This window comes from Aeromonas sp. R9-2, assembly GCF_040908025.1.
GTDB classification, from domain to species: domain Bacteria; phylum Pseudomonadota; class Gammaproteobacteria; order Enterobacterales; family Aeromonadaceae; genus Aeromonas; species Aeromonas veronii.
Map to the genome: position 1 here is coordinate 31,520 of NZ_JBFOCX010000008.1, position 26,996 is coordinate 58,515.

The following is a 26,996-nucleotide window of genomic DNA, read 5'->3' on the forward strand; positions in this document are numbered from 1 at the left end:
GGGTGAGTACGCTCACCCCCCTCCTCTCTTTGCGGGCAAGTACAGGGAACGCAGTATGTCCGAACACCTCCTCTATCTGGTTCAGCAACTGCTGAACGGATTAACCATAGGCAGCACCTATGCGTTGATCGCCATTGGCTACACCATGGTCTATGGCATCATCGGCATGATCAACTTCGCCCACGGCGAGGTGTACATGATCGGCTCCTATGTCGCTTTTATGGTGATGGCGGGGCTCATGATGATGGGCATCGACAGCACCTTTCTACTGCTGGGAGGCGCCTTCCTGGTCAGTATCATCATCACCGGCACTTATGGCTGGAGCATCGAGCGGGTCGCCTACCGGCCACTGCGTGGTGGCAACCGGCTGATCCCCCTCATCTCCGCCATCGGCATGTCGATCTTCCTGCAGAACATGATGCGGATGGCACAGGGCTCACGGGATATCGCCATGCCCAGCCTGATCTCAGGTGGCTGGACCCTGGGCGGCGAGGATGGTTTTCAGGCCAGCCTCTCCTATATGCAGCTGATCATCTTCGTGGTGACTTTCATCACCATGCTGGCGCTGACCCAGTTCATCGGCCGCTCCCGCATGGGCCGCGCCTGCCGCGCCTGTTCGGAAGATATCAAGATGGCCAACCTGTTAGGGATAGACACCCACGTGGTCATCTCCATCACCTTCGTGCTGGGAGCCGCGCTGGCCGCCGTCGCCGGGGTGCTGCTCGGCATGTATTACGGCGTCATCAACCCCTACCTCGGCTTTATGGCCGGTCTGAAGGCCTTCACTGCCGCAGTGCTGGGCGGTATCGGCAGCATTCCGGGCGCCGTACTGGGCGGCCTGCTGCTCGGCGTGGTTGAAGCGCTCACCGCCGGTTATCTCAGCACCGAGTACAAAGATGTGATGGCGTTTGCCCTGCTCATTTTTGTGCTGCTCTTTATGCCTACTGGCATTCTGGGTCGTCCGGAAGTGGAGAAAGTGTGATGAAACATCAATTTATCCACGCCTGTATCGCCAGCCTGGTGCTGCTGGTGCTCTCCTTCTGGCTGCTCGGCTTCAAGCTGGAGACCGATGGCTCCAGCCTGCAGGTGGTGAGCCGCCTTGATGTGTCGCTGGCCTGGCTGCTGGGGGGAGCCACCATTGTTTTCTGGTTCCAGATGCTGCGCGGCCAGATCGCCAAGCTGTTTCAGGCCTCCATCAGCGGCTTCTCGGTCGGCTTTACCAAGCTGGTGCTGCCGAGCCCGGAAGAGGCGCCCAAGCTCTATAACCTCACCGCCGTGCTGGTGCTGCTGTTCGCGGTGAGCTGGCCCTTTATGGCTTCTCGCGGCGCCATCGATCTCGCCACCCTCACCCTGATTTACATCATGCTGGGGCTGGGGCTGAACGTGGTGGTCGGCCTCGCCGGTCTGCTCGATCTCGGCTATGTCGGCTTCTACGCGGTCGGTGCCTACAGCTATGCCCTGCTCAACACCTACTTCGGGCTGAGCTTCTGGGAGTGCCTGCCCATCGCCGGGCTGATGGCCGCCACCTTCGGCTTCCTGCTCGGTTTCCCGGTGCTGCGGCTGCGGGGGGACTATCTGGCCATCGTCACTCTGGGTTTTGGCGAGATCATCCGCATCCTGCTCAACAACATGACCACCCTGACCGGCGGCCCGAACGGCATATCCGGCATCCCCAAGCCAACGCTGGGGGGGCTGGAATTCAACCGCACCGTCAAGGATGGGGGCTTTGATACCTTCCACAACTTCTTCGGCATTACCTACAACGCCAACCACAAGGTGATCTTCCTCTACCTGATGGCGCTGGTGTTGGTGGTGGTGACCCTGTTCGTCATCAACCGCCTGCTGCGGATGCCCCTTGGCCGCGCCTGGGAAGCGCTGCGGGAGGACGAGATCGCCTGCAAATCGCTGGGGCTCAACCCCACCATCATCAAGCTGACCGCCTTCACCATAGGCGCTACCTTCGCGGGCTTTGCCGGCAGCTTCTTTGCCTCGCGGCAGGGCTTTATCAGCCCGGAATCCTTCGTCTTTATCGAGTCGGCCATCGTGCTGGCGATTGTGGTGCTGGGTGGCATGGGCTCCCAGATCGGGGTGGTGCTGGCTGCCATCGTGATGACGGTGCTGCCGGAGCTGGCCCGCGAATTCAACGAGTACCGCATGCTGATGTTCGGCCTCTTGATGGTGTTCATGATGATCTGGCGGCCACAGGGATTGCTGCCGATGACCCGTCCGCATCTGGAGTTGAAGAAATGAGTACACATCAGAAGTTAATGGAAGTCTCTGATCTGTCGATGCGCTTTGGCGGCCTGCTGGCCGTCAACGGGGTCAAGCTGGATATCGACAAGGGCGAGGTGATCTCCATCATCGGCCCCAACGGCGCGGGCAAGACCACCATCTTCAACTGCCTGACCGGTTTCTACTGTCCGAGCGGCGGCACCATCCGCTACAAGGGTGAGGAGATCCAGGGGCTGCCCGGCCACCTCATCGCCCGCAAGGGGATTGTGCGTACCTTCCAGCACGTGCGGCTGTTCAAGGAGATGACAGCGGTGGAGAACCTGCTGGTTGCCCAGCACCAGCACCTCAACACCAGCTTTATCGCCGGTCTGTTCAAGACCCCGGCCTTCCGCCGGGCGGAGCAGGAGGGGCTGGAGCGGGCCGCCTTCTGGCTGGATAAAGTGGGCCTCAAGGATCTCGCCAACCGCGCCGCCGGTAATCTGGCCTATGGTCAGCAGCGCAGACTCGAGATCGCCCGCTGCATGGCGACTCGTCCCGAGCTGCTGATGCTGGACGAACCGGCTGCCGGCCTCAACCCGAAGGAGACCGACGAGCTGGACGAGCTGATCATGAGCCTGCGGGACGAGTTCGGGGTCTCGGTGCTGCTGATCGAGCACGATATGAAGCTGGTGATGGGCATATCCAACCGCATCTTCGTGGTCAGCCAGGGCACCCCGCTGGCCCATGGCAAGCCGGATGAGATCCGTAACAACCCGGCAGTGATCAAGGCCTATCTGGGCGAGTCGTAAGGAAAACAAGATGTTAGAACTTCGCAACGTATCGACCCACTACGGCAAAATTCAGGCGCTGCACGATGTCAGCGTCGAGGTGAAAGAGGGGGAAATCGTCACCCTGATCGGCGCCAACGGCGCGGGCAAGACTACCCTGCTGATGACCCTCTGCGGCGAGCCCAAGCCCAGCAGCGGCTCCATCTGGTTTGAGGGGGAACAGATCAGCTCCCTCACCACCGCCCGCATCATGCGCAAGGATATCGCCGTGGTGCCGGAGGGGCGCCGTATCTTCGCCCGCCTGACGGTGGAGGAGAACCTGCTGATGGGCGCCTTCTTCGTCGACAAGGCTGAACAGCACGGGTTGCTGGACCAGGTGTTCACCCTGTTCCCGCGCCTGCATGAGCGACTGGAGCAGCGCGCAGGCACCATGTCCGGCGGCGAGCAACAGATGCTGGCCATCGGCCGCGCCCTGATGAGCAAACCGCGCCTGCTGCTGCTGGATGAACCCTCGCTGGGGCTGGCCCCCATCGTCATCCAGCAGATCTTCGACACCATAGAGCAGCTGCGCCAGAAGGGGATGACCATCTTTCTGGTGGAGCAGAACGCCAACCAAGCGCTCAAGCTGGCCGACCGCGGTTATGTGCTGGAGAACGGCCACGTGGTGCTGCAAGACACGGGCGCCGCCCTGCTGGCCAACCCGGCCGTGCGGCAGGCCTATCTGGGCGGTTAACCCACTGACACGCATGCCATATCAACAAGGGAGCCGCTGGCTCCCTTATCTTTTGTGGGGTTAGTTTGCGCCCAAGCTTGCGGTACACTGGCCCGTAATCAACCTATTCGCAGGACATCCCGATGGACCAGTTTGCCCATATCAATGCCCATGATGCCCACCAGAAACTGAGCGCGGGTGAAGCCCGTCTGGTGGATATTCGCGACCCGCAATCCTTTGAAGCGGCCCACGCGGTCGGCGCCTTCCATCTCACCAACGGCACCCTGGTGCGCTTTATGAACGAAGTGGATTTCGATACCCCGGTCATCGTGATGTGCTATCACGGCAACAGCAGTCAGGGGGCGGCCCAATACCTGCTGCAACAGGGTTATGACGAGGTCTACAGTCTGGATGGCGGTTTCGAGGCGTGGCGCCGGGAGTTTCCCATCGAGGCAGGCGAGGCATGATCCAGCTGCTGGTGCTCGACAACGCCCGCATGGCGCAGGCGCTGGTGGACTATCTGGCGACCCTGGGCATCTCCTGCGAGCTGACCCAGTCCGAGCTGGGGGTCACCATCTGGTTGGCGGACGAGCTACGCCTCGCTCAGGCCCAGCTGGAGGTGAAGCGCTTTCTGGCCGAGCCGGCCCACCCTCGCTACATGGAGGCCTCCTGGCAATCCGGCCGCGCCGATGCCCGCATCGACTACAGCAAGGGGATGACGGACCCCATCACCGACTTCCTCCATCAGGCGGGGCCACTGACGCTGGTGGTCATCATCGCCTGTCTCGCCATCTACGGGATCGAGGCCATCGGCCTGCCCATCTACGATGAACTGGCATTCCACCCGACGCTGGCCCAGTTCACCGACTGGCAGGCATGGCGCTATTTCACCCCCGCCCTGATCCATTTCTCGGTGCTCCATCTGGTGTTCAACTTGCTGTGGTGGTGGTATCTGGGGGGCCAGATAGAGCAGCGCCTCGGCAGCGGCAAGCTGCTGATCCTGCTGCTGGTGGGCGCCGCCCTGCCCAATATCGCCGAGTTCTTTGCCAGCGGCCCGCTGTTTGGCGGCCTCTCCGGCGTGGTCTATGCCCTGCTCGGCTACTGCTGGCTGCGCAGCAAGCTGCAACCGGCCTGCGGCCTGACTCTGCCGCCGGCGCTGATGGGCTTTATGCTGTTCTGGATGGTGCTCGGCTTCTTCGACATGCTCGGCACCAGCACCGCCAACATCGCCCACCTGACCGGTCTGCTGGTCGGCCTGCTGCAAGGCTGGCTTGATCGCAACCACCAGCCGGGCTGATTTTTCAGCAGCCGCAGAAACGAGAACGCCGCCCCGAAGGGCGGCGTTTTTTTACGCGATAGGCAGTTACTGCTTGATCAGGGTGTCATCGGTTACCTTGACCGCCGCACCGCCACTCATAAAGAAGCTGGCGAACTGGGTCTGGATCTCGGTGGTGACCGCGCCAACCTGATCGAAGTTCTCGTCAGGAGCCAGCAGCGAGCTATGGCCCCCTTTCAGGAAGCGCGCAGCATGGTGACCCGCCGGGAGCACGCCGGACCCTTTCAGCTCTTGCAAACCCAACACCCGGAACAGCGGCTCGGTGCCACCCAGCGGCGCAGAGGCGATGCTGTTGGGGATCACCTGATCCGGCAGATTGAGGGCGCCATCACCAACAATTTCGGTGGCGAACAGCGGGAAGCTCTTGGCGACGCCACTGCCCAGATTGATCGGGTCGGCAGAGTCCAGCACTGACTGGGCGGCAAAGGTATAGCTCTGCAAGGTGCTCGCCGCACCCGCCTGCGTGGCCGCATCCAGACTGGGCAGGAACTCGTTGACGAAGCAAGTGGCGGCAGCCGTTTTGCAATTCGGTGCATAGGCGGTAAAGCCCGCTTTCAGCGCCGGACTGCCCGAGGTAAGCACGCTCATCTTGATGGTCGGCCCGAAGCTCGGCGAGTTGAGCAACAACGGCGCGATGCCGCCACCCGGCATCGCCAGACCACCGGTATCGAACTTGAACAGGGCATCAGCCTGAGCACTGCCGGTGGTCTGGTTGGCGACAGCCAGCAGATTGGCCCCGGTAATGGCGCCGAGAGAGTGACCGAGGAAGTGTACCTTGATATTGCCGACACTGCCGATCACGTTACTGCTGTTGGCCAGACCCACAGCCAGGCGCAGACCCAGCAGGTCGGCCACGCTCTGTTTCAGGTTGTCCCGCGCCACCGTCAGATAACCCAGATTGAGGTAAGGGGTCGGGTTTTCCGAGGTGGTTACTGTCGCCATGCTGTTGCTCAGGGCATAGCCACGCTCACCATGCAGCGGATGATCGATCACCACCACAGCGACCTTTTTACCAACCCCCATACCCGCGCCAATTTGGCTCAGCGCCAGGGCATAGGCGTTCTCCTTGATGGAGGTAACACCGTGCTGATAGATGATCACATCGGTGATGGTATTAAGAGCATCTTTGGCAAAGATTCGCATCGGCACGGATTGCACTTCGGTCAATGCTGGCAGGGGGTTGAAGCGGCCGATATTGTGCTCGCTATCCAGCGGCTTGCCACCGGAGGTGAGGGTCACCCCGATCAACTTGCTCGCCTCGGTTAGCAGCTCGCTCTGGCGGGTCGGATCAGCGATCAGTGTGGCCAGCAGAGTCGGATCCACTCCGGCGCCAACCAGTCCGCCAATCACTTCACTATCACCCGCCTTCAGAGCATTGGCGATGGCATAGAGGCTGGGGATGGCACCATGCCAGGACTGGGTCTTGGCCTTGTCCCATGACCCGGCTACTGACGGTGTAGAGAGGAAGTAAGGGAGTTTGACGGTGCCGGTATAAACCTTGGTCGCCGCTGCGACTCCGTTGAGGATGCCATTAGCCGCCACAGCGGCAGCAATCGCATCACGATCTTTCTGCGGCAAGAATGGCTCATTCGCCAGCTGGGTCAGAAAATCCACCCCGCCATTAAGACCGTTGATGGTATAGGTTGCTGGCAGGCTGGTGTTGCCCTTGGCATCCTGTTTCCAGACGAACGCAGCATCCAGACCATTTTCGACTACCTTCGCTGCTGCCCCCTTCACCGCCAGCAGCACATCGGCACCAGATTGGGTGGCAAACCAGTCGGAGAAGATCACCCGATCGCTGGTGATCCCGGTGGCCACCTTGAACAGACCTTCCTGCAGCGAGATCAGGCCGTTGATGGTCTGCTCCTGAGTAGTTGCGCCAGCTGTCGATTTGAAGCTGCTGTAATCGCCGCCCGCCTTGAGCGGTGTGCCGCGACTGTCCTTGAGGGCATCGGTCGCCACGATCATGTAGTAAGAAGAGGGATTGAGCGGCTTGAGCGGAACCAGATTGAGCTTGCCGTCCCCGCCAGTGACCACAAAGTCGGTCCCATAAACCAGTGGCTTGCCGCCCTTGACTCCGTTGGGTTGCAGAGTGACAGGATCCAGCGTGAGCTCGAGCAGGTAGAGGGGTGCAACGGCAGAGGCATACTCGCTGGCCGCCGGTGCCGGCACAGAGACACCGGTCACGGTCGCCGGTACCAGCTGGATGGGTTGGGTGGTTGACCAACCATCCAGAGTGGAGAGGGCAGATACCGGGTTCGACAGATCAGCAGTTTCTGTCGAAAACTTCAGGGTACCGTCGCTGGCACGGGGGGCCAACACGCTCGGTCGAATACCGCTGGCGCCACTCAAGGCATAATCGAGGGAGCTGGTGGTGTCTCCCTTGTTGTCATCTCCACCACATCCGGCCAGCAGGGCGCTGACAACAGCTGCATAAATTAGCTTCTTCTTCATTTTTTATTCTCTTTTTATAGGGTTGTTATCCATCACAAGCCAACGGGGTCATCACGACCTCGACTGCAAAACGTTAACATAAAACCAACACAAAATAAGACTCATGCCGGACAGTTCTGGCTCAGCTTTGTGGTACATGTCATGGTTTCAGGTTAACAAAGGGGCGCAAGGGTAGCAGTTGTAGCCCCATCACCAGACCCGACCAGCCAGCGGGCACCATCACGACTAAAAAGCCGCCGCGATCTCGGCAAAGTGAGGGAATTGTCGGTAGAATGTCCGCCAACGCTTAAGGAGGACATCATGATCGACCCGAAGAAACTGGAAGAGATCGCCAAGCAGGTGCACAACTCCCTGCCGCCCGGCATTCGCAGCATGGGTGAAGAGGCCGAGAAGAAGATGCGTCAGGTACTGCAAGCCCAGTTGGGCAAGCTGGATCTGGTCAGCCGCGAAGAGTTCGACGTACAGACCAAGGTGCTGCTGCGTACCCGTGAAAAACTGGCCGCCCTCGAAAGCAAGCTGGCTCAGCTCGAGCAGCAGCTCGGCGCCAAAGGCGAATAACGAAAACCCCAGCTCGGCTGGGGTTTTTGCTTTGTATTGAACCTGTAAAAAACATCACACCTGAAGCAGATACCAGGCCCGCTTGCCGCGTGCCTTGGCCTCATACATGGCCCTGTCGGCCACCTCCAGCGCCTGTCGGAAGCTCAATGGCTCCTCCTCCCACAGGGCGATGCCGATACTCAGCCCCACCCGTTGCGGGCAACCGGGTTTGGGCACATAGCCGTGCATCCGGCTGATCAGGGCGTCAGCCAGCTGCGCCAGGCCATGGCTCGACACATCCCGGTGCAGATGCACTACAAACTCGTCGCCGCCGTAACGGCCACATAGCGCCGAGCCAGGCATAATGAGGCGCAGCCAGTCCGCCATCTGCTGCAACACCAGATCGCCGCAGGCGTGGCCCAGCTGGTCGTTGATCCCCTTGAAATCATCCAGATCGATAAAGAGCAGCGCCCCCGCTCCTTGCGGCTGCAGCTGGGCAAACGCCTTGCCAAACCCCTGCCGGTTGAGCAAACCGGTCAGCGCGTCGCTGTTGGCACGCTCCGCCAGTCGCTGCTCATAAGCCTTGCGCTGGGTGATATCGATATGGGAGCCCATGATCCGCAGCGGCTTGCCATCGCCATCCCGATCGACGACCCGTCCCCTATCCCACAGCCAGGTGACCTCGCCTTGCGGATTGATGGTGCGGTATTCGGCTTCGTAGAAGGGGGTTTTCCCCTCAAGGTGGGCAAAGTAGCTGCCCATGGCATGGGCGCGATCGTCGGGATGGAGCTTGGCGCTCCACTGATCGAAATGAGGGGCCATGTCACCGGCCTGAAAGTTCTGTAGATTGAAGACCCGCAGCTCGCCGGTAGGAATAGTGCCCTGCCAGAGACAGATGCCGGTGCCATCGAGGGCGGCATTGAGCTTCTCCTGCAACAGGCAGTTTTCATGCTGCAAAGCGGCGATCTCTGCCTGCAAACGGGCCATTTCACCGCCATGAGGGGACGGGATCAGCGTTGCGACCCGCTCGACAGAGCCGGTCTCTCCCCTGTCATCCTCCGCAGATGCCCTGCCCTCTTCACTCAACACTGCGCCTCCTTGTGCTTGCTCTATGGATGATCTTGTCAATCCCTCACAAAGATGCCATCAGCTACGTTTGATTAGTAGCCATTCATAGTCAAAATATTGAAAAATAATGGGATAACGCCGCGATAATCCAACCATTCAGGGCGATCCGGTACTGCGGCAGCCACAAAAAAAAAGCCCCCGGCAAAACCGGGGGCTGCGTCATCCAAGCGGGGATCCCGTCAGATAAATTCGTAGGCGTCACCAAAGATGCGCTCCGGCTCGGCGCCGAGGATCTTGAACTCCTCACGCGCGGCACCCGCCATCTCGAAACGGCCGGCGACATAGATGTCGTAGTCGTGGAGGCTGACGAAGTCATCCATGATCGCCTTGTGCACCAGCCCGCTCTTGCCGGTCCAGTCAGCCTCAGGCTCCTGCACCACCGGAATAAAGGTGAGCGGCGCGTAGTCACGCTCCCACTGCTGCATCTGCTCCAGTTCGTAGAGCCAATGAGCCTGACGCACACCCCAGTAGAAGAACACCGGACGCTTGCTGCCCGTGTCGATCAGGTACTCCAGAATGGAGCGGGCGTAAGAGAAACCGGTGCCGCCCGCCATCAGGATCAGTGGACGGGGGGATTCATCGCGCAGGAACGCCTTGCCAGCCGGCAATTCGACCTCGATCTCCCCCTGCTCGCGCATGCGGGCCAGCACCTGACCGGCGTAGGCGTTCTCGGGAGTAGCACCGATTTGCAGCTCCAGCACGCCCGGGCGGGTCGGCGAGTTGGCGATGGAGAAGGGGCGCTTGTCCGAATCGCTCATCACCACCAGCAGATACTGGCCCGGCTTGAAGCTGATCGCTTGCTGCGGCGTCAAGGCCACATGCCAGATGGTGTCGACATATTCGCGCAGTTCCTCTACGCGGCATTTGATACGTTGCATTCTTGTCCTTGTGGCGGGCTCGCTCGGCCCGCTTCGCTCATTGTTTCACTATGGAGTGACGACCAGCAGCCCTGGCCCCGTCAGTCGAGAATACTCAAATCAGTGCGGATCGCATCACTTTTTGCAGCAAAGCTGTCATGTTTGCCTCATCCGAGGATATTGAGCTCATCCCAGATGGCATCGACCTTCTGCTTCACCGCCTCATCCTGAACTATAGGCTGACCCCACTCCCGATTGGTCTCGCCCGGCCACTTGTTGGTGGCATCCAGCCCCATTTTGGAGCCGAGGCCGGAGACCGGCGAGGCGAAGTCCAGATAGTCGATCGGGGTATGCTCGATCAAGGTGGTGTCCCGTGCCGGGTCCATCCGGGTGGTGATGGCCCAGATCACATCCTTCCAGTCGCGGGCGTTGACGTCATCGTCACACACCACCACGAACTTGGTGTACATGAACTGGCGCAGGAAGGACCAGACCCCCAGCATCACCCGCTTGGCGTGGCCCGGGTAACGCTTCTTGATGGTCACCACCGCCATCCGGTAGGAGCACCCCTCCGGCGGCAGATAGAAGTCCACAATCTCGGGGAACTGCTTCTGCAGCAGCGGCACGAACACCTCGTTCAGCGCCAGACCCAGCACCGCCGGTTCATCGGGCGGACGGCCGGTGTAGGTGCTGTGATAGATGGCATCGCGCCGCTTGGTGATGTGGGTGATGGTGAAGACCGGGAACTCGTCCACCTCGTTGTAGTAGCCGGTGTGGTCGCCATAAGGGCCTTCTGGCGCCATCTCACCCGGCTCAAGATAGCCTTCCAGCACGATCTCGGCGCTGGCGGGCACCTCCAGATCGCAGCTGATGGCCTTTATCACCTCGGTACGGCTGCCGCGCAGCAGACCGGCAAAGGCATATTCGGAGAGAGTATCCGGCACCGGCGTCACCGCGCCGAGAATGGTCGCGGGATCGGCGCCAAGTGCCACCACCACCGGGAAGCGCTCACCGGGATGGGCCTCCTGCCACTCGCGAAAATCGATGGCACCGCCACGGTGATCAAGCCAGCGCATGATCAGCTTGTTTTTGGCGATCTTCTGCTGGCGATAGATGCCGAGGTTCTGGCGCTTCTTGTAGGGGCCACGGGTGATGGTGAGGCCCCAGGTGACCAGCGGTGCCACATCGCCGGGCCAGCAGTGCTGGATCGGGATCTGGTCGAGATCGACCGCATCGCCCTCCTGTACCACCTGCTGGCAGGGGGCAGAAGAGAGGCGTTTAGTCGGCATGTTGAGCACCTGCTTGAAGATCGGCAGCTTCTCCATCAGCTCCTTGAATCCCTTGGGCGGCTCGGGCTCCTTGAGATAGGAGAGCCAGACCCCGACCTGACGCAGGGCGCCCACATCGGGCTGGCCCATGCCCATGGCAACCCGATCCGGGGTACCGAACAGGTTGGTCAGCACCGGCATGGTGTAGCCTTTGGGATTTTCGAACAGCAGAGCCGGGCCACCCGCACGCAGGGTGCGATCGCTGATCTCGGTCATCTCCAGATAGGGATCTATCTCGCGGGTGATGCGCTTGAGTTGTCCGTTTTGTTCCAGCTGCGCGATGAAATCACGCAAATCCTTGTATTTCATGCAAGTTCCCAACCGGGTTCAGGAGGTCACGCATTATAACCCTGGCTGCCCATCGGGTGTACCCGAATCGGGCAGCAGACTCGGTGCAATGGGTGGCATGTCACGCTGGCCGAGGCGTCTGGCTAGCGCAGAGAGCAGCTGGGGCTCGTCCACCTCCATCAACAGACCGGCCACCAGCGCCCCGTATTGACGTTTGGAGAGTTCCGCCAGCAGGTATTTCTGGGCTTGCGGCGGCAAGGGCGAGAGCGCGCTCAGCTGACGCAGGGCGGCCCCCTTCAACCCTTCGTTGCCACTGGCGGCAATCAGCAGATCGCTGGCAGCGCTGCCGTGATGGAAGCGGTTGATGGTAGAGAGTGCACGCAGCGCATCCTGATCTGCCGGCCGCCGCCACAGCATGCTATAGAGCGCCGGTTCGCCGGTGCGCTGCAACAGATGGAACAACAAATGATTGTCGGGCAGATAGATATTCTGGCTGGCCAGCGCTTGCGCCTCCCGCATCCAGATCGGTTGCGGCAAGCTGTCGAGGGCCAACAACAGGGCTTGCTGCTGCATGGCGAGATCGGGGTTACTGCTGTAGTAAATGGACTTTAGCTGGAAGCTGCCCTGGGCAAGCTGCTGCCGATAGCGCTGCATCAGTGATTGCAGCTGCCACGCCCCCAGCAACTGACGGGCCTGCGCGGCAAAATCATAGACAGGTTGCTGCACCAGAAAACCGTCGACCTGCTGCTCCATGAGCCACTCGGGGGCCTTGTCGGCCTGAGCCTCGACCCACTGTTGCAACGCAGGGGATGCAGGGGTGGTCGCGGGAATATCCCGCAGCAGCTGCAACAGCAGGAACTCCCGCCGCTCGCGACTCAGGGTCGCCAGCAGAGAGTCGATGGCTGCGAATTGCCCCTCCTGCAGACGGCCCGCCAGATAGCGCTGGTGAGTCTGCAACGTCTCGGCTGTCACCGCGACCGGTGCACTTTGCGCGCAGGCTGGCATTGCACTCAGCAACACCAGCAATAACCAGAAAACAGGCTTCATGACGTCTCCATCCATGTGACATCGGGATCTCATACTACTAGGGCGACCGGAAAACAGATAAACAAAAACCGCGACCAGGGCCGCGGTTTCGTCATTTTCTGACCGGACTTACTTCTGCTGGCGCCGCATGGCGTCGAAGAACTCGTCGTTGGTCTTGGTCATCGCCAGCTTGTCGATGAGGAACTCGATACCGTCGATCTCGCCCATCGGGTGGACAATCTTGCGCAGGATCCACATCTTCTGCAGCTCGTCACCTGAGGTGAGCAGCTCTTCTTTACGAGTACCTGAGCGGGTGATGTCGATGGCCGGGTAAACACGCTTCTCGGCAATCTTGCGCGAGAGGTGCAGTTCCATGTTGCCGGTACCCTTGAACTCTTCGTAGATAACCTCGTCCATTTTGGAGCCGGTATCGATCAGCGCGGTGGCGATGATGGTCAGGCTGCCGCCCTCTTCAACATTACGCGCGGCGCCGAAGAAGCGCTTGGGACGGTGCAGGGCGTTGGCATCCACACCACCGGTCAGTACCTTGCCGGATGACGGGATAACGGTGTTGTAGGCGCGAGCAAGACGGGTGATGGAGTCCAGCAGGATCACCACATCTTTCTTGTGCTCGACCAGACGCTTGGCCTTCTCGATCACCATTTCGGCAACCTGAACGTGACGGGAAGCAGGTTCGTCAAAGGTGGAAGCGATCACTTCACCTTTCACCATCCGCTGCATCTCGGTCACTTCTTCCGGACGCTCGTCGATCAGCAGAACGATCAGTTCACAGTCCGGGTGGTTGTAGGCGATGCTCTGGGCGATGTTCTGCAGCAGCATGGTCTTACCGGCCTTGGGCGGCGCTACGATCAGGCCACGCTGGCCTTTACCGATGGGGGAAGCCAGATCCAGTACACGGGCGGTGATATCTTCAGTAGAGCCATTACCCCGTTCCATACGCAGACGTTCGTTGGCATGCAGGGGGGTAAGGTTTTCAAACAGGATCTTGTTGCGGGAGTTTTCCGGACGGTCGTAGTTGACCTCATTGACCTTGAGCAGTGCGAAGTAGCGTTCGCCCTCTTTCGGTGGCCGGATCTTGCCGGAGATGGTATCGCCGGTACGCAGGTTGAAGCGGCGGATCTGGCTCGGGGAGACGTAGATATCGTCAGGGCCTGCCAGATAGGAGCCGTCTGCACTGCGCAGGAAGCCGAAACCATCGGTCAGGATTTCCAGCACACCGTCGCCAAAGATATCTTCACCACCCTTGGCGTGCGCCTTGAGGATTGCAAAAATAATATCTTTCTTGTGCGCCCGAGCCAGATTTTCCAACCCCATGGATTCGCCAAGCTTGACCAGCTCGGACACAGGAGTGTTCTTTAATTCAGTCAGATTCATAGTGGTGAAAGTCTGTAAGCAAGGATTGAAATGAGGAGACAGTCTGCTGGATTGATGCTGATCGGATTTGATTGCCAGGCTGTGGTTAGCAAAGAGTCAGGCAAAAAGGTTAGCAAACGAGCGATAAACTAGCACCAATCGGGATGAGCGTCTAGGTGATAAAACACAAGGAGCGCATTATTGCAATGCGCTCCTCTTTAATTATTACAGGTTGCCGTCCAGGAACTCTTTCAGCTGAGTCTTGGACAGTGCACCGACCTTGGTCGCTGCCACTTCGCCATTCTTGAACAGCAAGAGGGTCGGGATACCACGAATGCCGTACTTGGGCGGAGTATCAGAGTTATGGTCGATGTTCAGTTTGGCTACGGTCACGCGACCTTCGTACTCTTGGGCAACTTCTTCCAGGATCGGGGCAATCATCTTGCACGGACCACACCACTCGGCCCAGAAGTCGACCAGAACGGCGCCATCGGCTTTGATTACATCTGCCTCGAAGCTGGCATCGCTCAGCTGAACAATCTTGTCACTCATCTCCAACTCCAGTCAGTAATTAAGGCTTTATTGACATATCAACAAAGGCAATAGTTGCCCTATTTGAAATGATCCTGTTTATTATTGCAAGCCTAACCTGATAACCTACCGCCATGAGCAAAACACACTTAACGACCGACAAATTCGCCCAAATGGGCCTCGAACCCGAAGTTCTGGCTGGTCTGGAATCAAAGGGATTTCACTATTGCACGCCCATCCAGGCACTGTCTCTGCCACTGCTGGTAGAAGGTCATGACCTCGCCGGTCAGGCCCAGACAGGAACCGGCAAGACCATTGCCTTCCTGGCCGCGACATTCAACTATTTGCTGACTCACCCGCTGACCAAGCCCCGTCTGGTTAACCAACCCAGAGCCATCATCATGGCACCCACCCGGGAACTGGCAGTACAGATCTATAACGATGCCGACAGCATCGCCGCTTCTACCGGCCTGAAACTCGGCCTCGCCTACGGTGGCGAAGGTTACGACAAGCAGCTGGCCGTGCTGGAGCAGGGCGTCGACATCCTGATCGGCACAACTGGCCGCATCATCGACTACTTCAAGTCCAAGGTGATCGATCTGAGCAACATTCAGGTCGTGGTACTGGACGAAGCGGATCGCATGTTCGATCTGGGCTTCATCAAGGACATCCGCTTCCTGTTCCGCCGCATGCCGCCCGCGACCGAGCGTCTGAGCATGCTGTTCTCCGCCACCCTCTCCCTGCGTGTGCAGGAGCTGGCCTACGAACACATGAACCACCCGGAACATGTGCAGGTAGAGCCGGAGCAGATGACCGGCGTGCGGATCAAGGAGGAGCTGTTCTACCCCTCCAACGAAGACAAGATGTTGCTGCTGCTCTCCCTGATGGAAGAGGAGTGGCCGGAAAAAGCGATCGTCTTCGCCAACACCAAGCACGTCTGTGAAGACGTCCATGCCTGGCTGGAAAACGACGGCCACCGCGTCGGTCTGCTGACCGGTGACGTGCCGCAGAAAAAGCGGATGAAGATCCTCGAGGATTTCACCAAGGGTGCGCTCGATATTCTGGTCGCCACCGACGTGGCCGCCCGTGGTCTGCACATCCCTGACGTGACCCACGTCTTCAACTATGACCTGCCCGACGACGCCGAAGACTATGTACACCGTATCGGTCGTACCGGTCGTGCCGGCAAGAGCGGTCACTCCATCAGCCTGGCCTGTGAAGACTATGCCTTCAACCTGCCGGCCATCGAGGAGTACATCCACCACGCCATTCCGGTCAGCAAGTACGACCGTGAAGCGCTGCTGGATGACGTGACCCCGCCGAAACGGGTGTTCCGCAACCGTCAGCCGGTGAACCGCAACATGCGGGATCGTCAGGGCGGTGGCAACAGCAACAACCGTCGTCGTCCGCCGCGCAAGAGCTAAGGACAGGCCCGTTGCACAACTCGCCTCTCTATGCCGCTATCGACCTCGGCTCCAACAGCTTTCATATGCTGGTGGTGCGCGAGGTCGCCGGTGCCCTGCGCACCGTCGCCAAGGTCAAGCGCAAGGTTCGCCTCGCAGCCGGGCTCGATCCGGAATTTCGTCTCAGCCGTGCCGCCATGGAACGAGGCTGGGACTGTTTGCGTCTCTTCTCCGAACAGTTGCAGGACATTCCGGCCGACAACATCCGGGTGGTGGGCACCGCAACCTTGCGGCTTGCCACCAACGTCGACGAGTTCCTCAGCGAAGCGGAACGGGTACTCAACCACAGCATCGAGATCATCTCGGGCGAGGAAGAGGCCAAGACCATCTATGAAGGGGTCTCCTGGACCTCCGCCGGGGAAGGCAACCGGCTGGTGATCGACATCGGCGGTGCCAGCACCGAACTGGTGATCGGCGAACATAGCGAAGCAAAACTGCTCAACAGCCTGCACATGGGCTGCGTCACCTGGCTCAACAATCACTTTGGTGATGGTGAGCTCTCCGAAGCTCGTTTCGAGCAGGCGATTGCCGCCGCCAAGGCGGTGCTGGAGAAGGTGGCGGAAGATTACCGCGCCCTCGGCTGGCGCACCTGCGTCGGCGCCTCCGGCACGGTACAGGCGCTGCAAGAGATCATGCTGGCGCAAGGGAAGAGCGAGCGGGTCACCCTGCCGAAGTTGCAGGAGTTGATGGGTCAGGCCATCGCCTGCGGCAAGCTCGACCGGCTGCAACTGGAAGGGCTGGCGGCCGAGCGGCTGACCGTGTTCCCCTCCGGCCTCGCCATCCTGATCGCCATCTTCGAAACACTCGATATCGAGAGCATGACCCTCGCGGGGGGCGCCCTGCGTGAAGGACTGATCTACGGTCTGCTGGGCAACAATCACGACTGTGATGCCCGGGATCGTACCGCCGACAGCCTGATCAGCCGCTATCAGCTGGATAAAGAGCACGCCGAACGGGTGCGCGATACCGCCGTCGAGGCGTTCAACCAGCTGCAACCGGCCTGGCGACTCTCCAAACGCTACGGTCGCCCGATCTTGCGTTATGCCGCCCTGCTGCACGAGATCGGCCTCTGTATCGAGTACAAGAAGGCGCCGCAACACGCCGCCTACATCATCGACAACATCGACATGCCGGGCTTTACCCCTGCGCAAAAGAAGCTGTTGTCGGCCCTGCTGTTCAACCAGCGGGACGAATTCAAGCTGGAACCACTGGAGAAACAGGGGGCCGTCACCGGTCGTCAGGCGATCCGGCTGGCCCGTATCCTGCGCATCGCGCTGATCCTCTGCATGCGCCGTACCCAGGGCACAGTGCCCAGCTTCACCCTGCAGGCAGAAGAGGAGTCACTGACCCTGACCCTGCCCAAGGGCTGGATGGATGAACACTACCTGCGCGCAAGCGAGCTGCGCTTTGAAGTGGAACGCCAGCAGAAGATGGGCTGGCCGACCCGCGTACAGGAAGCCTGACTCAGCAACCTGCCCGTTTTGGAGCCGATCATGCCGGATTATCAACCCATCAGCTGCTATCTCTACGACTGGCTCGAAATTGCTGCCAGCTGGCAACTGCCGGTGACCCTCACCAGCCGCGATGGTCGCCAATGGGATGACAAGCTCCGCACTATCGAAGCCAGAGAAGGGGTCGAGTATCTGCTGCTGCACAGTGGCGAGCGGCTCAGTCTGGCAGAACTGGCGACCCTGCGCCTGAACTGGCAAGGGGAAGAGAAGCTGATCCGCTTCGCGCCAACCAACTGAATCTATTACGAAAAAGGAGGGCCAACATGATGTTGGCCCTCCTTTTTGCATCTGCGGCTCACACCGGCCGTTAACCCGCCGCCAGCGCCGCCATCACGTAGACATCGAAGCGGTTGCTCTTGGTCTCGATGGCCATGCTGGGCTTCTGTTCATTGAGCCAGCCGGCGTAGTCGGGGCGTTTCACCACAACCCGCTTCTCAGCCATCTTGAGCGCGGCAGGCAACAAGGCATCCGCATCGAGATCCGGACCCACCAGCGACTGGAACACCCGCATCTCTTTTTTCACCAGCGCCGACTTCTGCTTGTGCGGGAACATGGGGTCGAGGTAGATCACCTCTGGCCGCTCCGGCAGCGCCAGCAGGTTGGCCACCGCCGGGCCTTGCAGCAGGAGCATCCGCTCGCTGACCCAGGGGCCAATCTCGGGATCCTGTGCCGCCCGCGCCAGCCCGTCCTGCAACAGAGCGGCCACCACAGGGCTGCGTTCGATCAGGGTCACCTTGCAACCGAGGGAGGCGAGCACGAAGGCATCGCGTCCCAGCCCGGCCGTGGCATCGACCACGGTCGGAGTCGCCCCCGACTTGAGCCCCACCGCCTTGGCGATAGACTGACCGCGACCGCCGCCAAACTTGCGGCGATGTGCCACCGCCCCTTCCACGAAGTCCACATAGACGGCTCCCAGCTTGGGCTCATCCAGCTTGCGCAGTTCCAACCTTTCCGGGGTAAACACCAGGGCAAACTGGGGAAGGTCGAGCTGGGCAAGCTGGCTGGCCAGCGCGTCTGCCAGCGCGGCCTTGGCGGGGTCTTCGAGGATGATTTGCATGGTCTTTGGATGCGTTCTAAGTTCAGTGAACCGAGTGTACCACAGCCCCTTCAAGTCGCTGTAGGGAGGAAATCCCATGAACCTGTTCATTGCCCTGCTCCTCGCCGCCCAGAGCGGCACAAACCTGAAGGTCTGCGGCGTAGACTGGCCTCCCTTTTCCTATGCCGAACAGGGCAACCTGAAAGAGGGCATTTCGGTGGAGATCCATCAAGAGGTGGCGCGCCGCCTTGGCATGAACCTCACCCTGCTTGAACTGCCTTGGGGACGCTGCGAGCAATATGTCAGCACCCAGCTGGCGGATGGCATTCTCGACAATGCCCCTCTCCCCGGTTGCTATCACTCTGACCTTGCCACCGCCTTCTATCCTCTGGCCGCCTATGTGCGTACCGACAGTCCGTTACAGAACTTCTCGTGGGAGATGGCCAAGGGGCTGAAAGTAGGAATGGTCAGGGGGTATGACTATACGGCCAAGATCAGGAACTTCACCGGCTGGGAGCCCATCAAGGTTCACTCCGACAAACAGCTGCTACTGATGCTGGAAAAGAGCCGGGTCGATATGATCATCCTGGACTACTTCTCTGCCCCCATTCTGTCGAGGGAGCAGGACGTCAGGATCCGCGCCCTCACCCCCTTTATCGATTCGACGCCGCTCTACCTCTGTTTTGGCAAACAGAAGGCTGACCTGCTGCCTGCCTACAACAAGGCGCTGCAAGAGATGCAGGATGAGGGAGTACTGGATCGCATCTATTTGCGCTATCTCGGCGAGGATTACCGGACATTGAAAACCAAACAGGAACAGATGACATCGCAGGAGTAAGCACCACTAGCTGATCTGCAGAAACATCCCTTTGTCATTGAGCTGCAGATATTCGGTGAGATCGTCATAGGCCAGCGGGCGGCTGAGCAGATAACCCTGGGTGAAGGCACACCCCTTCTGGCAGAGGAAGTTGAGCTGCTCGCGGGTCTCTACCCCCTCGATCACCACCTGCATGCCGAGGTTGTGTACTATGTTGATGATGCCGTCGAGCAGCATCCTATCCTGCTCGTTGAAGGGGATATGGCGCACGAAGGAGCGGTCGATCTTGACCAGATCTACCGGGAAGGTGCGCAGATAGTTGAGGGCCGAGTAGCCGGTACCGAAATCGTCGATGGCCAACTTGCACCCCGCCTCGCGCAGGGCATCGATCCGCACCCTGTGCTGATCACTGCTCTCCATCAGCAGAGATTCGGTGATTTCGATGACGATGTCGGCAGGATCGAGCCCGAAGTGCTGGATCACCTTGAGCCACTCACTCGCCTCGGGGTCGATGGTCTGGAACTCCATGGTGGAACGGTTGATCGACATCTGCAGATCAGGGAAGCCGGATTGCTGCAACCGCGCCAGATCCCGGCACGATTGCCACAATACCAGCGCACCCAGCCCCTGAATCAATCCCGCCTCTTCCGCCAGCGGAATAAACTCGGCAGGGGAGACCTGTCCCCAGTGGGGGTGATACCAGCGCACCAGCGCTTCCAGCTTGGCGACCCGTCCGCTGCGATTGTCCCAGATGGGCTGGTAGGCCATGGTCAGCTGCTCCAGCTTGATCGCTTCGGCCAAATCCTGCTGCATCTGGTGGCGCTGGCGCACCTCTTCCCGCATGGATGAGCAGTATGCACCGAGCAACCGTCCCTGTCGCTTGGCCGCAAACAGCGCCTGTTCGGCATTGCGCAGCAGCTCGTCGCTCTCGCTGCCATCGACCGGACAGAGAGTCATGCCGATGGTCGCGGTCACATAGAGGTGCTGGTTGGCCAGCATAAAGGGGCGGGCGAAGCTGCCGATCACCTGCTTGGCAAACACCTCGGCCTGACGGCGGGTGACGATGCCGGGCACCAGGAACGCGAACTCATCGCCACCGATACGGGCCACCAAATCTTCGGTGCGCACCCGGCTCACCAGTCGATCCGACACCTCCCGCAACAGGGCATCGCCAGCATGGTGATCCATGCTGTTGTTGACCGCCTTGAAGTTGTTGAGGTCGAGCACCATGAGCGCGAAGCGCTCGCCCCGCTCGCAGAAGCGGGTAAGGCAGCGGCCAAACAGCCAGCGGTTGGGCAGGCTGGTAAGGTTGTCGTAGTTGGCCTGGGTCGCGATCTTCTGCTCTGCCACCTTGGTCTGGGAAAGATCGCTGAAAATGGCGATATATTGCTGGATTTCGCCTGCTTCACGCAGGGTGCTGATCATCAGCTGCTGCGGATAGAGCTTGCCGTTCTTGCGCTTGTTCCACACTTCGCCACGCCACACCCCCACCCGCTCCAGCGCGTGGTACATGTCGGCATAGAAGGTCTGATCGTGCAGCCCGGACTTGAGCATGCTGGGACGTTGGCCCCGCACCTCGTCGCTGCTGTAGCCGGTGATCTGCTCGAAGGCCGGGTTGACCGAGATGATGCGACTGTCGGCATCGCACACCAGAATCGCTTCGGAGAGGTTGTCGTAGACCCGGTGAGAGAGCTTGAGCTGCTCCGCATGACGCTTGAGGGGATCGATATTCTCCAGCAGCACCATCAGGTAGTCCGGCTGCTGCTGCTCGTCGCGGATCAGGGTGACCGTTACCCGCCCCCACAGGATCTCGCCCCCCTTGCAGAAGTAGCGCTTCTCCTGGGTGAAACTGCTGCGATCCCCGCGCCGGATCTCTTCGTAGCACTCAAGGCTGCGCTGCCAATCCTCCGGGTGATTGATATCGGAGATGGAGCGATGAAGCAGCTCGTCGAGGGGATAACCCAGCATCTTCTCGATGGCCGGGTTGGCCCAGAGAATGTGGCCGGTGAGATCGAGCTTGCCGATCCCCACCGGGGCCTGAAACAGCATGCTCTGCAGCACATGAGGGGTATCAGGCAAGAGCAGTGGCAGCTGGCGTTGCAGCATCAGCGCCAGTTCGCGACCGGCCAGCGGCCCCAGCAACCGGAGCAGCCCCATCACCTTGGTCATATTGGCCTGCGGCTGACGATAGAGCAGGCAGCAGATGCCTATGGTCTCGCCATCCGCATCCTTGAGGGCGATCCCGGCGTAGGCCTGGGCCTGCCACGCATCGGCAAGCGGCATCGCGGGGAACAGCTGCAACAGACGATCGCTGAACCAGGCTTCCCCCTCCTGCCAGGTAATGGCATCGGGAGAGTCAGTCAGTGGCAGCGTCAGGGTTTCGGGGTCAAGAGAGGAGGGATGGGCAGCCTGAACAGTCAGGTGGGTAGCATTTGATTCCCTGCTGGCGATCAGGACGACATCAGCCATCACAGCAGCGGCGATTTCACTCACAAAGGTATCGAAATATCCCTGGCCGCTCGAATGAGCCAGACTGGAGATGATTTGATAGACGGAATCGAGTGCTCGCCTCATGGCAAGTGGCTTTCTCTCCTTGAAGGTTAGAACACGACTCTACTGAAGAGCCGTGGGCAGTGCAAATATGCAATCAGCAAGATATTAAAAAGCCTTGAAAAAAGGGACCAAAAGGTCCCTTTTTGTCGCAGAAATCACGACTCGATCCCACTATGCCGCAAAACAGTGTACCTGCTTGAAGCTCACACAGGCGGCGGTTCAGGAATCTCAGGCAGCGATCCCGCTATGTCGCAGCAGTGCATCCACCTTGGGCTCACGGCCACGGAAGGCTCGGAACAGCTCCATCGGCTCCTTCGAGCCCCCCTTCTCCAGAATATTCTTCAGGAAGGATTGGCCGGTCGCCGGGTTGAAGATCCCCTCCTCCTCGAAGCGGGAGAAGGCATCGGCAGAGAGCACCTCGGCCCACTTGTAGCTGTAGTAGCCCGCCGCATAGCCGCCCGCGAAGATGTGGGAGAAGCTGTGCTGGAAGCGATTGAACGCCGGTGGCGTCATCACTGCTACCTGACTGCGTACCTCATCCAGCAGCACCGGGAGCTGTGCCGGATTGGTCGGGTCAAACTCCTGATGGAGACGGAAGTCGAACAGGGCGAACTCCAGCTGACGCAGCATCTGCATGGCCGCCTGGAAGTTGCGGGCGGTCAGCATCTTCTCCAGCAGATCGGCAGGCAGCGGCTCGCCGGTCTCGTAGTGGCCGGAGATAAAGGCCAGCGCCTCGGACTCCCAGCACCAGTTCTCGAGGAACTGGCTCGGCAGCTCCACCGCATCCCAGGCCACGCCGTTGATACCGGCGACACCGGCCACATCGATGCGGGTCAGCATATGGTGAATGCCGTGGCCAAACTCGTGGAACAGGGTGACCACTTCGTTGTGGGTGAACAGCGCAGGCTTGCCATCCACCGGGCCGTTGAAATTGCAGGTCAGGTAGGCCACCGGTTTTTGCAGCGAGCCATCCTGACGGTAGCGACGACCCAGACAGACATCCATCCAGGCCCCGCCCTGCTTGTGCTCGCGGGCATAGAGGTCGAGATAGAAGCTGCCGCGCAGCTCGTCGTCGGCATCGAAGATATCGTAGAAGCGCACGTCCGGGTGCCAGGTGTCGATGCCGAGACGCTCGCGCACCTTCATGCCGAACACCCGCTTCACCACTTCGAACAGCCCTTTCACCACCTTGCTGGCGGGGAAATAGGGGCGCAGCTGCTCGTCGGAGATGGAGAACTTGTGCTGCTTGAGCTTCTCGGCGTAGTAGGCGAGATCCCAGGCGGCCAGCTCGGTCTGACCATGCTGCTCGGCGGCGAAGGCGCGGATCTCCTCCAGCTCGGCCTTGCCTTGCGGCAGAGATTTGGCCGCCAGATCGGTGAGGAAGCTCACCACCTGTTCGGTCTTGTCCGCCATCTTGGTGGCCAGGGAGAGCTCGGCATAGTTGGCAAAGCCCAGCAACTGAGCCAGTTCGCGGCGCAGGGTGAGCAGCTCGTTCATGATGGCGGAGTTGTCCCACTTGCCCGCATTGGGGCCCTGATCGGAGGCGCGGGTGGTGAAGGCCTCATACATCTCGGCGCGCAGTTCGCGGTTGTCCGCGTACATCATCACCGGCAGGTAGGAAGGGATATCCAGCGTGAACAGCCAGCCCTCTTTGCCTTTAAGTTCAGCCATCTGACGGGCAGCGGCACGCACGCTGTCGGGCAGACCGGCCAATTCAGCTTCATCGGCCACCAGCTTGTGCCAGCCCTGGGTGGCATCCAGCACGTTGTTGCTGAAACGGGAGGCCAGCTCGGAGAGGCGGGCCTGAATTTCGCCGTAACGCTGCTGCGCCTCGGCAGGCAGACCGATGCCGGAGAGGCGGAAGTCACGCAGGGTATTCTGGATCTCCTTGCGCTGGGCGCCGCTGAGCAGCGGGAAATCATCGCTCTGGGAGAGGGCCAGATAGGCCTGATAGAGCCCTTCATGCTGACCGACATAGGTCTGGAATTCGGAGAGCAGCGGCAGGCAGGCATCATGGGCCTCGCGCAGCGCTTCGCTGTTGAGTACGGAGTTGAGGTGGCTGACCGGTGACCAGATCCGTGACAGACGGTCATTTACCTCTTCCAGCGGGGCAATCAGGCTATCCCAGGTATGGGGATCACGCTGGGCCAGCACATCGCTGATCTTCTGCTTGCAGTCAGCAATCGCCTGAATCACGGCAGGCTGAACCTGCTCCGGCTTGATCTGGCTGAAAGGGGGCAGCGAATCCATTGTCAGCAAAGGGTTATTCATCCCGGTTACCTCTTGTTTGGTCTTGAACAGACCGCTTTAGCAGCTCTGTATGGCTTTCTAACATGTGGCCAAGCCACGCAATAATCAAGCGGGAATCCGCCGCAACCCTGTACTTTTCCAGCCATTGCGACCCGGATCTCTGCCGTTGCTGCAGTTTTGCTATCAACAGCCAGTAACAGAATGAATCTGTGGGCCTTTTTTGGCTCTTGCCGCTACTTTCAAGGGGCAAAAAGTCGCCATTTACCGGCGCCACAGCTGCCAGCCAAGTACCGTCATGTTCAATCATGGAAACGGACAAAATGTGGTAACCGTAACAAATTATCAATATTTTTCAGTTAATTAGAATCAAAACCAACTATTGATTAATTTATTTTCAAGCATCTATCATAGGCAACCTGCCATGCAGGTCACTTGATTCTCTGTGCTGCACAGAAATCGGGTGAAAAAGGCAAAGTGACCCGAAAGGGCGCGACGCAAAGCCACCGGTCTAAGGGAAAACACCTATGACAGCGGGGCTGCCCCCGGGGACGTCCGGTCACAACCGACGCCCCATTTGCACCGTACGGAGAGACGATGAACAAACTCAAATTATCCCTGCTTGGCTGCCTGCTCGGCATGGGCGCCCCCATGACATATGCCACCAGTGCCGGTCAGGCGATGGTCAACCCCCAGTCCGGCGTAGTGGTCGGCTACTGGCACAACTGGTGTGACGGCTCGGGCTACAAGGGCGGTATCGCCCCCTGCGTCAAGCTCGATCAGGTCAACCCACAATACAACGTGGTCGATGTCTCCTTCATGAAGGTCTATGGAAGCGATCCCATCCCCACTTTCAAACTCGACCCGGCCATCGGCATGAGCGAAAGCCAGTTTATCGAGCAGATCGCCGAGCTGAACCGTCAGGGCCGTGCCGTGCTGCTGGCGCTGGGCGGTGCCGATGCGCACATCGAGCTGCGCAAAGGTCAGGAGCAGGCCTTTGCCGACGAGATCATCCGTCTGGTGGAGACCTATGGCTTCGACGGGCTGGATATCGACCTGGAACAGGCCGCCATCACTGCCGCCGACAACCAGACCGTGATCCCGGCGGCTCTGCGTCTGGTCAAGAATCACTACCGCGCCCAGGGGAAAAACTTCCTCATCACCATGGCGCCGGAGTTCCCCTATCTGACCCAGACTGGCGCCTACATCCCCTATATCCGCAATCTGGAAGGGTACTACGACTGGATCAACCCCCAGTTCTACAACCAGGGTGGCGACGGTATCTACATCGATGGGATCGGCTGGATTGCCCAGAACAACGATGCCCTGAAAGAAGAGTTCATCTACTACATGGCGGATTCGCTGAGCAACGGTACCCGCGGCTTCTACAAGATCCCCCATGACAAGCTGGTGTTCGGCATTCCGACCAACATCGACGCCGCCGCCACCGGCTATGTGCAGGATCCGCAGAAGCTCTACAACGCCTTCAACCGCCTGAAGAGCGAGGGGCAACCGCTGCGTGGCGTGATGACCTGGTCCATCAACTGGGACATGGGTCGTAACGCGGCCGGTCAGGCCTACAACGAAGCCTTCATCAAGAGCTACGGCCCCTTCATCCACGATCAGAACATCACCCCGCCGGACGAAAACGGCAAGCCGATGTTCAGTGGCCTGAGCGATTCCCGCGTCAAGCACGGCACCCGCTTTGACCCGCTGGCCGGCGTCAGCGCCAGCGACAAGGAAGATGGCGATCTGACCGGTCAGATCCAGGTGGAAGGGAGCGTCGATACCCAGCGCATCGGTCTCTATCCCCTCACCTACAAGGTGAGCGATCGCGACAATAACGTCACCGAACAGGTGCGTACCGTCGAGGTCTACAGCATGAAGCCGGTGTTCAGCGGTGTTACCGACACCACGCTGGAACTGGGTACCGCTTTCGATCCGATGACAGGCGTCAGTGCCCATGATGAAGAAGATGGCGACCTGACCGCCCAAATCAAGGTCAGCGGCAGCGTCGACAGCAGCAAGGTCGGCCGCTACACCCTCACCTATCAGGTAAGCGACAGCGCCGGTCAGCAGGTAACCCAGCAGCGCAACGTGACCGTCAGGGAGCAGGGCGCCGTCTGTGAAAACAGCTGGGATGCCAAGAAAGTCTACGTGGGCGGCGACATCGTCAGCCACAACGGCAAGAACTGGCTGGCAGGCTGGTGGACCCAGAACGAAGAGCCGGGCACCACGGGTGACTGGGGCGTCTGGCGCGTACAGGGCGACAGCGACTGCGGCGGCACAACGCCACCCGCCGAAGGCAGCAGCGACTTCACCGTCAGCGCAATGGCGAGCGAGTACACCATAGTCAACGGTCAGGTCAGCATCCGCTTCAACCTGACCACCGCCAACCGGGTCCAAATCACCGCGACTCTGGAGCAGAGCGGCCACAGCCACGGCACCACCAGCAGCCAGGTGAACGGCACCAGCACCCTGGTACTGCAGGGCAGCAACGTCACCGATGGCAGCTACGACGTGGTCATCACCGGTCTGGCTGACGGCCAGCAGCCGGTGGTACAGCGCTTCCCGGTTGCGCTGACCGAAGAGAGCAACGGCGGTAGCGAAGGTGACTACCCTGCCTACGCCCCCAACACCGGCTATCAGGCCGGTGATCGGGTCAGCAATGCCGGTGGCAACTACGAGTGCAAACCCTGGCCCTACAGCGGCTGGTGTGGCGGCTCGACCAGCCACTATGCACCGGGTACCGGCTCTGCCTGGAGCGATGCCTGGATCAAACTCTGACCTTGCCCCAAC

The 26,996-nt window shown here is 60.0% G+C and carries 23 protein-coding genes and 1 riboswitch; of the genes, 12 read left to right on the top strand and 11 right to left on the bottom strand.

The genetic code is table 11. From position 1 onward, the window contains the following. Positions 1-55: 55 nt before the first annotated feature. The 6 genes from livH to glpG all read left to right on the top strand — a co-directional run bounded on the left by livH (position 56) and on the right by glpG (position 5,008). The gene (gene livH, locus AB5Y71_RS02565; protein WP_005339439.1) at positions 56-982 is read left to right on the top strand and encodes a high-affinity branched-chain amino acid ABC transporter permease LivH; all 927 of its coding nucleotides are present in this window, start codon (positions 56-58) and stop codon (positions 980-982) included. Next, on the top strand, positions 982-2,250 hold the full coding sequence (locus AB5Y71_RS02570; RefSeq protein ID WP_043825923.1) for a high-affinity branched-chain amino acid ABC transporter permease LivM: 1,269 nt from the start codon (positions 982-984) through the stop codon (positions 2,248-2,250). Before livH ends, AB5Y71_RS02570 begins: the two co-directional genes overlap by 1 nt. After that, the gene (livG, locus tag AB5Y71_RS02575; protein WP_005339435.1) at positions 2,247-3,020 is read left to right on the top strand and encodes a high-affinity branched-chain amino acid ABC transporter ATP-binding protein LivG; all 774 of its coding nucleotides are present in this window, start codon (positions 2,247-2,249) and stop codon (positions 3,018-3,020) included. Before AB5Y71_RS02570 ends, livG begins: the two co-directional genes overlap by 4 nt. Before the next feature lie 10 nt (positions 3,021-3,030). Further along, a complete protein-coding gene (locus AB5Y71_RS02580; RefSeq protein ID WP_005339433.1) occupies positions 3,031-3,732 on the top strand; it encodes an ABC transporter ATP-binding protein in 702 nt (233 codons plus the stop codon). A 122-nt stretch (positions 3,733-3,854) separates the two neighbouring features. Next, positions 3,855-4,178, top strand: coding sequence for a thiosulfate sulfurtransferase GlpE (gene glpE / locus AB5Y71_RS02585; RefSeq protein WP_005355913.1), 324 nt, complete (start codon positions 3,855-3,857; stop codon positions 4,176-4,178). Beyond that, the gene (gene glpG, locus AB5Y71_RS02590) at positions 4,175-5,008 is read left to right on the top strand and encodes a rhomboid family intramembrane serine protease GlpG (protein WP_368170919.1); all 834 of its coding nucleotides are present in this window, start codon (positions 4,175-4,177) and stop codon (positions 5,006-5,008) included. Before glpE ends, glpG begins: the two co-directional genes overlap by 4 nt. Positions 5,009-5,074: 66 nt before the next feature. Here the strand turns inward: glpG and AB5Y71_RS02595 are convergent, their stop codons facing one another. Further along, positions 5,075-7,501, bottom strand: a complete 2,427-nt coding sequence (locus tag AB5Y71_RS02595; protein ID WP_368170920.1) for a VolA/Pla-1 family phospholipase — start codon at positions 7,499-7,501, stop codon at positions 5,075-5,077. Positions 7,502-7,801: 300 nt separating this feature from the next. Between AB5Y71_RS02595 and AB5Y71_RS02600 the strand changes: the two genes are divergently transcribed. After that, a complete protein-coding gene (locus tag AB5Y71_RS02600; protein WP_005339429.1) occupies positions 7,802-8,059 on the top strand; it encodes an accessory factor UbiK family protein in 258 nt (85 codons plus the stop codon). Positions 8,060-8,113: 54 nt separating this feature from the next. On the opposite strand, the gene AB5Y71_RS02605 is transcribed toward AB5Y71_RS02600, so the two are convergent. From AB5Y71_RS02605 to trxA, 7 genes are all read right to left on the bottom strand, one after another. Further along, a complete protein-coding gene (locus AB5Y71_RS02605) occupies positions 8,114-9,127 on the bottom strand; it encodes a sensor domain-containing diguanylate cyclase (protein ID WP_201993482.1) in 1,014 nt (337 codons plus the stop codon). A gap of 71 nt (positions 9,128-9,198) precedes the next feature. Then, on the bottom strand, positions 9,199-9,333 hold the full coding sequence (locus tag AB5Y71_RS02610) for a hypothetical protein (RefSeq protein WP_265177449.1): 135 nt from the start codon (positions 9,331-9,333) through the stop codon (positions 9,199-9,201). A 12-nt stretch (positions 9,334-9,345) separates the two neighbouring features. Next, positions 9,346-10,044 carry an NAD(P)H-flavin reductase gene (gene fre / locus AB5Y71_RS02615; protein WP_005339423.1) on the bottom strand — a complete coding sequence of 233 codons (699 nt, stop codon included), beginning with the start codon at positions 10,042-10,044 and terminating at the stop codon, positions 9,346-9,348. A 146-nt stretch (positions 10,045-10,190) separates the two neighbouring features. After that, positions 10,191-11,660 carry a 4-hydroxy-3-polyprenylbenzoate decarboxylase gene (ubiD, locus tag AB5Y71_RS02620; RefSeq protein WP_005339421.1) on the bottom strand — a complete coding sequence of 490 codons (1,470 nt, stop codon included), beginning with the start codon at positions 11,658-11,660 and terminating at the stop codon, positions 10,191-10,193. Between the two features lie 33 nt (positions 11,661-11,693). Continuing rightward, the gene (locus tag AB5Y71_RS02625; protein ID WP_201993484.1) at positions 11,694-12,686 is read right to left on the bottom strand and encodes a hypothetical protein; all 993 of its coding nucleotides are present in this window, start codon (positions 12,684-12,686) and stop codon (positions 11,694-11,696) included. A 108-nt stretch (positions 12,687-12,794) separates the two neighbouring features. Then, entirely contained in the window at positions 12,795-14,060 is a 1,266-nt protein-coding gene (rho, locus tag AB5Y71_RS02630; RefSeq protein ID WP_005339417.1) for a transcription termination factor Rho, read from the bottom strand. 204 nt (positions 14,061-14,264) lie between these two features. Continuing rightward, positions 14,265-14,591, bottom strand: a complete 327-nt coding sequence (trxA, locus tag AB5Y71_RS02635; protein WP_005339416.1) for a thioredoxin TrxA — start codon at positions 14,589-14,591, stop codon at positions 14,265-14,267. Between the two features lie 113 nt (positions 14,592-14,704). Here trxA and rhlB point away from each other — a divergent pair, with 113 nt between their 5' ends. Genes rhlB through AB5Y71_RS02650 form a run of 3 tightly spaced genes read left to right on the top strand, consistent with a single transcriptional unit; the run spans position 14,705 to position 17,781 of the window. Then, positions 14,705-15,994, top strand: coding sequence for an ATP-dependent RNA helicase RhlB (gene rhlB, locus AB5Y71_RS02640; protein ID WP_005339414.1), 1,290 nt, complete (start codon positions 14,705-14,707; stop codon positions 15,992-15,994). 11 nt (positions 15,995-16,005) lie between these two features. Beyond that, a complete protein-coding gene (gene gppA, locus AB5Y71_RS02645; RefSeq protein WP_005355894.1) occupies positions 16,006-17,496 on the top strand; it encodes a guanosine-5'-triphosphate,3'-diphosphate diphosphatase in 1,491 nt (496 codons plus the stop codon). A 30-nt stretch (positions 17,497-17,526) separates the two neighbouring features. Then, positions 17,527-17,781, top strand: a complete 255-nt coding sequence (locus tag AB5Y71_RS02650) for a Rho-binding antiterminator (RefSeq protein ID WP_368170921.1) — start codon at positions 17,527-17,529, stop codon at positions 17,779-17,781. Between the two features lie 70 nt (positions 17,782-17,851). Here the strand turns inward: AB5Y71_RS02650 and AB5Y71_RS02655 are convergent, their stop codons facing one another. Further along, complete coding sequence (locus tag AB5Y71_RS02655) at positions 17,852-18,601, bottom strand: class I SAM-dependent methyltransferase (RefSeq protein ID WP_368170922.1); 750 nt, start codon at positions 18,599-18,601, stop codon at positions 17,852-17,854. A 76-nt stretch (positions 18,602-18,677) separates the two neighbouring features. On the opposite strand from AB5Y71_RS02655, the gene AB5Y71_RS02660 reads away from it, so the two are divergent. After that, the gene (locus AB5Y71_RS02660; protein ID WP_076493765.1) at positions 18,678-19,418 is read left to right on the top strand and encodes an ABC transporter substrate-binding protein; all 741 of its coding nucleotides are present in this window, start codon (positions 18,678-18,680) and stop codon (positions 19,416-19,418) included. Positions 19,419-19,424: 6 nt separating this feature from the next. Here the strand turns inward: AB5Y71_RS02660 and AB5Y71_RS02665 are convergent, their stop codons facing one another. Then, positions 19,425-21,971, bottom strand: a complete 2,547-nt coding sequence (locus tag AB5Y71_RS02665; RefSeq protein WP_368170923.1) for a putative bifunctional diguanylate cyclase/phosphodiesterase — start codon at positions 21,969-21,971, stop codon at positions 19,425-19,427. A gap of 207 nt (positions 21,972-22,178) precedes the next feature. Beyond that, a complete protein-coding gene (prlC, locus tag AB5Y71_RS02670; protein WP_368170924.1) occupies positions 22,179-24,221 on the bottom strand; it encodes an oligopeptidase A in 2,043 nt (680 codons plus the stop codon). 437 nt (positions 24,222-24,658) lie between these two features. After that, positions 24,659-24,744, top strand: a riboswitch (cyclic di-GMP riboswitch). A gap of 50 nt (positions 24,745-24,794) precedes the next feature. Between prlC and AB5Y71_RS02675 the strand changes: the two genes are divergently transcribed. After that, positions 24,795-26,984: an immunoglobulin-like domain-containing protein gene (locus tag AB5Y71_RS02675; RefSeq protein WP_368170925.1), complete on the top strand. Its 2,190-nt coding sequence runs from the start codon at positions 24,795-24,797 to the stop codon at positions 26,982-26,984. Positions 26,985-26,996: the final 12 nt, after the last annotated feature.

Bases quoted from the DNA above. Each gene is read 5' to 3' on its own strand.
- livH (WP_005339439.1), top strand. From the start codon at position 56: ATGTCCGAACACCTCCTCTATCTGGTTCAGCAACTGCTGAACGGATTA.
- AB5Y71_RS02570 (WP_043825923.1), top strand. From the start codon at position 982: ATGAAACATCAATTTATCCACGCCTGTATCGCCAGCCTGGTGCTGCTG.
- livG (WP_005339435.1), top strand. From the start codon at position 2,247: ATGAGTACACATCAGAAGTTAATGGAAGTCTCTGATCTGTCGATGCGC.
- AB5Y71_RS02580 (WP_005339433.1), top strand. From the start codon at position 3,031: ATGTTAGAACTTCGCAACGTATCGACCCACTACGGCAAAATTCAGGCG.
- glpE (WP_005355913.1), top strand. From the start codon at position 3,855: ATGGACCAGTTTGCCCATATCAATGCCCATGATGCCCACCAGAAACTG.
- glpG (WP_368170919.1), top strand. From the start codon at position 4,175: ATGATCCAGCTGCTGGTGCTCGACAACGCCCGCATGGCGCAGGCGCTG.
- AB5Y71_RS02595 (WP_368170920.1), bottom strand. From the start codon at position 7,501: ATGAAGAAGAAGCTAATTTATGCAGCTGTTGTCAGCGCCCTGCTGGCC.
- AB5Y71_RS02600 (WP_005339429.1), top strand. From the start codon at position 7,802: ATGATCGACCCGAAGAAACTGGAAGAGATCGCCAAGCAGGTGCACAAC.
- fre (WP_005339423.1), bottom strand. From the start codon at position 10,044: ATGCAACGTATCAAATGCCGCGTAGAGGAACTGCGCGAATATGTCGAC.
- ubiD (WP_005339421.1), bottom strand. From the start codon at position 11,660: ATGAAATACAAGGATTTGCGTGATTTCATCGCGCAGCTGGAACAAAAC.
- AB5Y71_RS02625 (WP_201993484.1), bottom strand. From the start codon at position 12,686: ATGAAGCCTGTTTTCTGGTTATTGCTGGTGTTGCTGAGTGCAATGCCA.
- rho (WP_005339417.1), bottom strand. From the start codon at position 14,060: ATGAATCTGACTGAATTAAAGAACACTCCTGTGTCCGAGCTGGTCAAG.
- trxA (WP_005339416.1), bottom strand. From the start codon at position 14,591: ATGAGTGACAAGATTGTTCAGCTGAGCGATGCCAGCTTCGAGGCAGAT.
- rhlB (WP_005339414.1), top strand. From the start codon at position 14,705: ATGAGCAAAACACACTTAACGACCGACAAATTCGCCCAAATGGGCCTC.
- AB5Y71_RS02650 (WP_368170921.1), top strand. From the start codon at position 17,527: ATGCCGGATTATCAACCCATCAGCTGCTATCTCTACGACTGGCTCGAA.
- AB5Y71_RS02655 (WP_368170922.1), bottom strand. From the start codon at position 18,601: ATGCAAATCATCCTCGAAGACCCCGCCAAGGCCGCGCTGGCAGACGCG.
- AB5Y71_RS02660 (WP_076493765.1), top strand. From the start codon at position 18,678: ATGAACCTGTTCATTGCCCTGCTCCTCGCCGCCCAGAGCGGCACAAAC.
- AB5Y71_RS02665 (WP_368170923.1), bottom strand. From the start codon at position 21,971: ATGAGGCGAGCACTCGATTCCGTCTATCAAATCATCTCCAGTCTGGCT.
- prlC (WP_368170924.1), bottom strand. From the start codon at position 24,221: ATGAATAACCCTTTGCTGACAATGGATTCGCTGCCCCCTTTCAGCCAG.
- AB5Y71_RS02675 (WP_368170925.1), top strand. From the start codon at position 24,795: ATGAACAAACTCAAATTATCCCTGCTTGGCTGCCTGCTCGGCATGGGC.